The 7,556-nt window shown below is 67.8% G+C and carries 9 protein-coding genes and 1 pseudogene; 1 reads left to right on the forward strand and 9 read right to left on the reverse strand.

Annotation, left to right across the window (positions count from 1 at the left end):
* Positions 1–281 (forward strand): annotated as a pseudogene (locus AC1D1T_RS27990) (ABC transporter substrate-binding protein); the annotation flags it as partial.
* Positions 282–284: 3 nt separating this feature from the next.
* Here the strand turns inward: AC1D1T_RS27990 and AC1D1T_RS27995 are convergent.
* The 9 genes from AC1D1T_RS27995 to AC1D1T_RS28035 form a co-directional block, all read right to left on the reverse strand.
* Entirely contained in the window at positions 285–734 is a 450-nt protein-coding gene (locus tag AC1D1T_RS27995) for a hypothetical protein (protein ID WP_477843480.1), read from the reverse strand.
* On the reverse strand, positions 731–2,239 hold the full coding sequence (locus AC1D1T_RS28000) for a TRAP transporter large permease (RefSeq protein WP_477843482.1): 1,509 nt from the start codon (positions 2,237–2,239) through the stop codon (positions 731–733). Before AC1D1T_RS28000 ends, AC1D1T_RS27995 begins: the two co-directional genes overlap by 4 nt.
* A complete protein-coding gene (locus AC1D1T_RS28005; protein WP_047503034.1) occupies positions 2,236–2,775 on the reverse strand; it encodes a TRAP transporter small permease subunit in 540 nt (179 codons plus the stop codon). The genes AC1D1T_RS28000 and AC1D1T_RS28005 overlap by 4 nt, the downstream gene beginning before the upstream one ends.
* Before the next feature lie 101 nt (positions 2,776–2,876).
* Complete coding sequence (locus AC1D1T_RS28010; RefSeq protein WP_477992911.1) at positions 2,877–3,521, reverse strand: response regulator transcription factor; 645 nt, start codon at positions 3,519–3,521, stop codon at positions 2,877–2,879.
* Positions 3,518–4,888, reverse strand: a complete 1,371-nt coding sequence (locus tag AC1D1T_RS28015; RefSeq protein WP_477992912.1) for a cache domain-containing protein — start codon at positions 4,886–4,888, stop codon at positions 3,518–3,520. Before AC1D1T_RS28015 ends, AC1D1T_RS28010 begins: the two co-directional genes overlap by 4 nt.
* Before the next feature lie 25 nt (positions 4,889–4,913).
* Positions 4,914–5,261 carry a protein tyrosine phosphatase family protein gene (locus tag AC1D1T_RS28020; RefSeq protein WP_477826939.1) on the reverse strand — a complete coding sequence of 116 codons (348 nt, stop codon included), beginning with the start codon at positions 5,259–5,261 and terminating at the stop codon, positions 4,914–4,916.
* A 10-nt stretch (positions 5,262–5,271) separates the two neighbouring features.
* On the reverse strand, positions 5,272–5,718 hold the full coding sequence (locus AC1D1T_RS28025; protein WP_477826940.1) for a GatB/YqeY domain-containing protein: 447 nt from the start codon (positions 5,716–5,718) through the stop codon (positions 5,272–5,274).
* Positions 5,719–5,830: 112 nt separating this feature from the next.
* On the reverse strand, positions 5,831–6,043 hold the full coding sequence (gene rpsU / locus AC1D1T_RS28030; RefSeq protein WP_047503026.1) for a 30S ribosomal protein S21: 213 nt from the start codon (positions 6,041–6,043) through the stop codon (positions 5,831–5,833).
* 173 nt (positions 6,044–6,216) lie between these two features.
* The gene (locus tag AC1D1T_RS28035) at positions 6,217–7,452 is read right to left on the reverse strand and encodes a BaiN/RdsA family NAD(P)/FAD-dependent oxidoreductase (protein WP_477992913.1); all 1,236 of its coding nucleotides are present in this window, start codon (positions 7,450–7,452) and stop codon (positions 6,217–6,219) included.
* Positions 7,453–7,556: the final 104 nt, after the last annotated feature.

Consider the following 7,556-nt stretch of genomic DNA (forward strand, 5'->3'; position numbering starts at 1 on the left):
CTGCGGTGGCCCACATCGACATGCAGGCCAAGTACGACTACCGCAACCCGGCCGCTCTGAAGCAGCTGGTGGGCAGCGGCACGCGGCTGTTTCGCTTCCCGAAGGAGGTGATGGAGGCCGCCTTCAAGGCCTCGCAGGAGATGTACGCCGAGCTCTCGGCGAAGAACCAGAACTGGAAGAAGGTCTACGAGGACTACGCGAAGGTGCGGGCCGACCAGAACCTGTGGTTCCGCTTCGCCGAGGCGGCGTTCGACGACTTCATGCAGACGCAGAAGCTGTAAGGCTCAGCGCTCGCGCAACTCCGGCGCGAGCGCATACCGCGCGAACACCGCCAGCACCTGCGGATCGGCCGCGTTGAACAGCGTCACGATCCCGGCCCCGCCGCGCACCACCATGCGCGGCGCGACCAGCCACGCAAGCCACGGGATGTAGATCAGCTTGGCCTGCCCCACGTCGGCCCAGCGCACGCGCTTGGTCCACATCCACGTCTGCTCGATCACGCGCGCATCGATGCGGATGCGGCTCTTCAGCACCCAGTAGTTCGTCACCAGCAGCACCAGCAGGCCGCCGGCCACCAGCAGCTTCGCGCTGATGGAGGCATTGCGCAGCGCTGCCTGGTCGAGCGCCAGCGCGCCGGCCGCGAACACCGCGGCGGTGAGGGCCGTCAGCAGCAGCTTCACGAACGGCGGAAAGGCCGGGCCCTCCGCCGCCACCAGCGGCTCGCTCTCGCTCACTTCTTCTCTTCCGGCTTCTTCTCGTCGGGGGACGGCGACGCGTTCTTGAACAGGTCGTCGAGGTTCTCGTCCTTCGAGCGGTAGGTGTCGCCGTCAGGCATCTCGATCTTCACCTTGTCGACGTCGACCTTCACTTCCTTGTCGAGGAAGACCGTCACCGTCTGCGGGAAGAGGATCACGATCACCACCAGCAGGATCTGCAGCAGCACCCACGGGATCGAGCCGAGGTAGATGTCGCTCGACAGCACCTTGCGCGGCAGCGACCCCTGCTTGAACAGCGTGTCGGCGATGCTGCGCAGGTAGAACAGCGCAAAGCCGAACGGCGGGTGCATGAAGCTCGTCTGCATGTTCACGCACAGCAGCACGCCGAACCAGATCATGTCGATGCCGAGCTTGTTGGCCACCGGCGCCAGCATCGGCAGGATGATGAAGGCGATCTCGAAGAAATCGAGGAAGAACGCCAGGAAGAACACGAACAGGTTGACGACGATCAGGAAGCCGAGCTGCCCGCCGGGCAGGTTCGACAGCATGTGCTCGATCCACTTCGCGCCGTCGACACCCTGGAACACCAGCGAGAACACGCGCGAGCCGATCAGGATGAACACCACCATCGCGGTAATGCGCATCGTGCCGAGCATCGCTTCGCGCACCAGCGGCCAGTTGAGCCGGCGGTGCAGTGCCGCCAGGATGAACGCCCCCACCGCGCCCATCGCGCCCGCTTCGGTCGGCGTGCAGATGGCGCTGTTCATGCCGGGCAGGCCGCCCATGCTGCCGAGCACCGCGAAGATCAGGATCGCCGACGGGATGATGCCGCGCAGGCACTTGCGCCACAGCGCCCAGCCGTTCAGCGTTCGCGCCTCCTTCGGCACGCCGGGCACGTGCTCGGGCCGGATGCGCGCGAGCACGAAGGTGTAGATCGCGAACAGCAGCACCTGCAGGATCGACGGACCCCAGGCGCCCTTGTACATGTCGCCCACCGACTTGCCGAGCTGGTCGGCCAGCACCACCAGCACCAGCGACGGCGGCACCAGCTGCGTGATCGTGCCCGAGGCCGCGAGCACGCCGGTGGCATAGCGCATGTTGTAGCCGTAGCGCATCATCACCGGCAGCGAGATCATCGCCATCGCGATCACCTGGCCGGCCACCGTGCCGGTGATCGCGCCGAGGATGAAGCCGACGATGATCACCGAGTAACCCAGGCCGCCGCGCACCGGGCCGAACAGCTGGCCCATCGAGTCGAGCATGTCCTCGGCGAGCCCGCATTTCTCGAGGATCGCCCCCATCAGCGTGAAGAACGGGATCGCCAGCAGCAGGTCGTTGCTGAGGATGCCGAACACGTTGAGCGGCAGGTTGGCCATGAACTGCTCGGGGAACCAGCCCTGCCAGATCGCGATGAAGCCGCACAGCAGGCCGAGCGCCGAGAGCGAGAAGGCCACGGGGAACCCGATCAGCATGATCAGGATCAGCCCCGCGAACATCAGCGGGGCGAAGGTCTCTACCGTCATTGCAGCGGCCTCTCGTAGTGCAGGTCCATCTCGTAGGTGTGCGTGAGCCATCCCACGCGCTTGATGATCTCGGACAGGCCTTGCAGCAGCATCAACGCGAAGCCGAGCGGCAGCATCAGCACGGCAGGCCACAGGATCAGCCCGCCCGCGTTGCCGGAGACCTCGCCGCTCGCGAGCTTCGACAGGAACAGCGGCCACGCGAAATAGAACATCACCCCCATCACCGGCATCAGGAAGAACACGAGGCCGAACAGGTCGATCAGCACGCGCCCCTTGCTGGAGAAGCGGCCGTACAGCACGTCGACGCGCACGTGCTCGTTGACGCGCAGCACCTGCGGCGCGCCGAGCATCACGCAGGCCGCGAACAGGTACCACTGGATCTCGAGGTAGGCGTTCGAGCTGTAGTTGAAGGTGTAGCGGATCACGGCATTGCCGGCGCTGATGAAGCAGGCCAGGAACACCGCCCACTTGGCCAGCCAGCCGAAGCGGTCGTTCAGCGCGTCGATCAGGTGCGCGAGCTTCAGGAGTTGTGACACGGGGGTCGTCCTCGAGGGTTGGAAAACTGCAGCGATATCAGACCCGCAAACGGCCAGCGGCGCCACGGGTGAATCCGCTAAGTGGTTTTACGCAAATTCGCCTACGCAGCCGGCGTCTCCCCGAAATCCCGGCAGTGCTCCACGGCGTACTTGATCAGCTCCGCCTGGCCTTCCAGGTTCAGCTTGCGCTTGATGTTCTGGCGGTGCGATTCGATGGTGCGCACGCTCAGGTTCAGGTCCTGCGCGATCTGCTTGCTCGAGCGGCCCTTGGCCAGGCACGCGAGGATCTCGCTCTCGCGCAGCGACATCACCGGCCGCGGCGTCTGCGCCCGCATCAGCCGGCCCGAGATCGCCGCGCTCAGGAAGGTCTCGCCGGCCTGCACCGCGGCGATCGCCTCGATGATGTCGGTCGACGGCGCGTCCTTCAGCACGTAGCCGCGCGCGCCGGCCTGCATCGCGCGGTTCACGTACTCGGGGTTGTCGTACATGCTGAGCACCAGCACGCGCAGCGCCGGCCGCTCGGCGAGCAGGCGGCGCGTGAGTTCGATGCCGTTCACGTCCTTCATGMCGATGTCCATCAGCACCAGGTCGACGGCGTGCACGGCCAGTTGCGCGAAGGCCTCGGCCGCATCGCCGGCCTCGCCGACCACGTCGATGCCGGCCACGCTGCACAGCCGGGCCTTCAGGCCTTCGCGCACCAGCGGGTGGTCGTCGACGATCAGCAGGCGGGTGGCGGTAGGAGTCATGAGGCGGTGGCGGCGAAGCGTCGAATGGCCGAGGTGGGCACGTCGGCGACGACCTCGGTGCGGCCGGGTTTCGACGCCACGTTCAGGCTGCCGCCGATCGAGGCGAGCCGCTCGCGCATGTTGCGCAGCCCGATGCCGCGGCGCGGGTGCTGCTGCACCGCGCCGACGTCGAAGCCGCGGCCGTCGTCGATCACGCGCAGCCGCACGCCGCCGGCGCCGAAGGCCAGCCGCAGCGCGATGTGCGACGCGGCCGCGTGCTTGTCGATGTTGTTCAGCGCTTCCTGCGTCACGCGGAACAGCACGGTGTTGATCTCGTTCGGCAGGCCCTCGGGCGGCTCGCCGCGCACCCGCACCTGCAGCGGCAGGCGGCGCTGCTCGCCGAATTCTTCACCCAGGTGGGTGAGGGCGGCCGGCAGGCCCAGCACGTCGAGCTCGGCCGGGCGCAGCCGGTGCGAGATCTCGCGCACTTCGCCGAGCGCGCCGTTCAACCGCACCAGCGCCTTCGTCAGCGTGGCCGGCGCCTCGCTGCCGAGCTGCGCGACCGACGACTCCATCAGCAGCTTGATCGACACCAGCGTCTGGCTGGTGCTGTCGTGCAGTTCGCGCGAGAGGTAGGCGCGCTCGTCTTCCTGCGACTGCACGACCTGGCGCGCCAGCAGCCGCAGCTTGGCATCGGCGATGCGCTGCTCGCTGACGTTGAGCGCGAGCCCGCTGCCGCCGATCAGCACGATGCCCAGCAGCGCGATGCCGGCGATCCACCACATCGTGTCGGCGATGTTGGCGGTGACCTGCTGGTCGAGCTGCTTCATCGTGGCCTGCACGTCGTCGAGGTACAGGCCGGTGCCGAACATCCAGTTCCAACGCGGCAGCGCGACCACGTAGCCGAGCTTGGGCGTCACCTGCCCGGTGGACGGCTTGCRCCACAGGTACTCGACGAAGCCGCCGCCTTCGCGGGCGCGTGCGATCAGCCGCTGGATCACCGGCTCGCCGTTGGCGTCGCGCATGTCCCACATCGGCTGGCCGACCAGCTCGGGCTGGCGCGGGTGCATCAAATTCTTGCCGGCCAGGTCGTAGAGGAAGAAGTAGCCGTCGCTGCCGTAGTCGAGCGAGGCGAGGCGGCGGATCGCCTGCTCCTTGGTGGCGTCGTCGTCGCGGCCGGAGGCGTAGAGCGGCGCGATCGTGCTCTGCGCGAGGTCGACGTAGTGGCGCAGCTCGGTCTGCTTCGACGCCATCGTCGCGGCCTCGACGACGGCGCGCTCGCGGGCGGCGAGGTCGTTCTCCTTCTGGCGCACCGCGACCGCGATCAGCAGCAGCGACGCGATCAGCGGGATCACCGCGAACAGGAAGACCTTCAGCTTCAGGCGCATGGACGGCCGCCGTGCCTGGGAGCGGTCAGGCGGTGCCTGTCGCGGCGCGGTAGAGCTTGCCGGAGCGCGTGCCGGTGCGGCAGAACGCGAGGATCGGCTTGGGCAGCGAGGCCAGCAGCGCCGCGAACGCGGCGATCTGCTCGGGCGTCTGCACGGCCGGCGCGACCGGGAGGTGCACGTACTGCAGGCCGGCCGCGTGCGCGGCGGCTTCGACGGCAGCGCTGGTGGGCTGATCGGGGCCGCCTTCGAAATCGGGGCGGTTGTTGATCACGCTCCTGAAACCCTGCTGCGCGGCCCAGGCCATCGCGGCCGGTTCGAGCTGGGGCGCGACGCAGACATCGGCGCTGAGCTGCTGGACGACGGGATCGGTCATGGTGGGCGACCTATTTGCTCAAGGCCTGCTTGACCGCAGCGGACACCAGGCCCATGTCGGCCTTGCCGGCCAGTCGGGTCTTCACCGCGCCCATCACCTTGCCCATGTCGCCGGGGCCGGTGGCGCCCAGCTCGGTGACGATCTTGCCGACCTCGGCCGCGATCTCGTCGGCCGACAGGCGCTGCGGCAGGTAGCCTTCGAGCACGGCCAGCTCGGCGGTTTCCTTGTCGACCAGGTCGGTGCGGTTCGCGGCGGCGAACTGCGTGATCGAATCCTTGCGCTGCTTGATCAGCTTGTCGACGATCGCGATCACCGCGGCGTCGTCGAGCACGATGCGCTCGTCGACCTCTTTCTGCTTCAGTGCCGCGAGCAGGCCGCGGATCGTCAGCAGGCGGGCGGCGTCCTTCGCACGCATCGCGGTCTTCATGTCTTCGGTGATCTGGTCTTTCAGGGTCATCGCAGGTGCTCGAATAGGTGAGGGTCGAAAGCGAGGATCAAAAACGACAAAGCCCGCGTGGCGCGGGCTTCGTTGTGCTCCAGCGCCACATCAGCGCCGGATCGAATCTATCTCAGTACAGGCGCTTCGGCAGCTGCATGCTGCGGATGCGCTTGAAGTGGCGCTTGACGGCCGCGGCCTTCTTGCGCTTGCGCTCGGCGGTGGGCTTTTCGTAGAACTCACGGGCGCGCAGGTCGGTCAGCAGGCCCAGCTTTTCAATGGTGCGCTTGAAGCGGCGCAGAGCCACGTCGAACGGCTCGTTTTCTTTGACGCGAATCGAAGTCATAGATCCAGAAGTTTTTGCGCTCGGTGTCTCACTGTCGTTCGCCCGGTTTCTCTAGCAGGAGGTTCCGGAATCCAGCCAGAGGCGTGGACGAAGATTTGTAGCGAGATCGCGGCGCGGGTTTGCCAGCAAAGACCGCGATTATAGCCATAGTTCCCTGACGCGCAAGCGGGGTGTCAGTGACCGCTTTCAGCAGGCTGAAGGCGGTCGCGACTGTCGGTGATGGCCGCCGCGCAGGCCGCGGCGCTGGCCCAGGCCCACTGGAAGTTGTAGCCGCCCAGCCAGCCGGTCACGTCGACCACCTCGCCGATGAAGTGCAGGCCGGGCATGCGGCGGCTTTCCAGCGTCTGCGAGCTGAGTTCCCGGGTGTCGACGCCGCCGGCGGTGACCTCGGCCTTGCGGTAGCCCTCGGTGCCGTCGGGCGTCAGCTGCCAGCCCTGCAGGCCGGCGGCCAGTTGCTGCAGGTCGCGGTCCTTCAGGTCGGCCACCGGGCGATCCGACAAGCCCGGGCGGGCCTGCAGCCAGGCCGAGGCCAGCCGGGCCGGCAGCAGCGTCGCCAGCTCGTTGCCCAGCTGCTTGCGCGAGCCGGCCTTGGCGTGCAGGAATTCCGCGGCCAGGTCGCGGTCGGGCGCCAGGTCGAGCTGCAGCGGCGTGCCGGGCTTCCAGAAGCTCGAGATCTGCAGCACGCCCGGCCCGCTGAGCCCGCGGTGCGTGAACAGCAGGTCCTCGACGAAACGGGCCCATGCCTTGCCGGCGCCGGTGCTGATCGCCACCGGCAGCGAGAGCCCGGCCAGCTCGACGAACGGCGCCCACTCGGCCGCCGCGAAGGTCAGCGGCACCAGCGCCGGCCGGGTGTCGACCAGCTTGTGGCCGAACTGCTTCGCGATGCGGTAGCCGAAATCGGTCGCGCCGATCTTCGGGATCGACAGCCCGCCGGTCGCGATGACGACCCGCCGGCAGCGCACCGGGCCGCGCGCCGTATCGAGCTCGAAGCGCTCCGGCTCGCCGCGCACCGCCGCCACGCTGCACGGCTGCCAGCGCGTCACGCCGCCTTGTTCGCATTCGCGCAGCAGCATGCCGATGATGTCTTCGGCCGATTCGTCGCAGAACAGCTGGCCCTTGTGCTTCTCGTGCCACGCGATGCGGTGGCGCTGCACCAGGCCGATGAAATCCTGCGGCGTGTAGCGGGCCAGCGCCGAGCGGCAGAAATTCGGGTTCTCCGACAGGAAGTTGGCCGGCCCGGCATCGCGGTTCGTGAAATTGCAGCGCCCGCCGCCGGAGATGCGGATCTTCTCGGCCAGCTTCTCGGCATGGTCGATCAGCAGCACGCGGGCGCCGCGCTGGCCGGCGATCCCCGCGCAGAACAAGCCGGCCGCGCCTGCGCCGATCACCACCACGTCGTACGAATGCATCGCCGGATTATCCCGGCAGCGCAATCTGTGACAGGTCGGGTCACGGGCCCTTCCTAGAATCAGCCGCTTTCCGACCTCACGCAACCGATTGCTCCCCACCGATG

Source organism: Rhizobacter sp. P2_H3 (genome assembly GCF_056403355.1).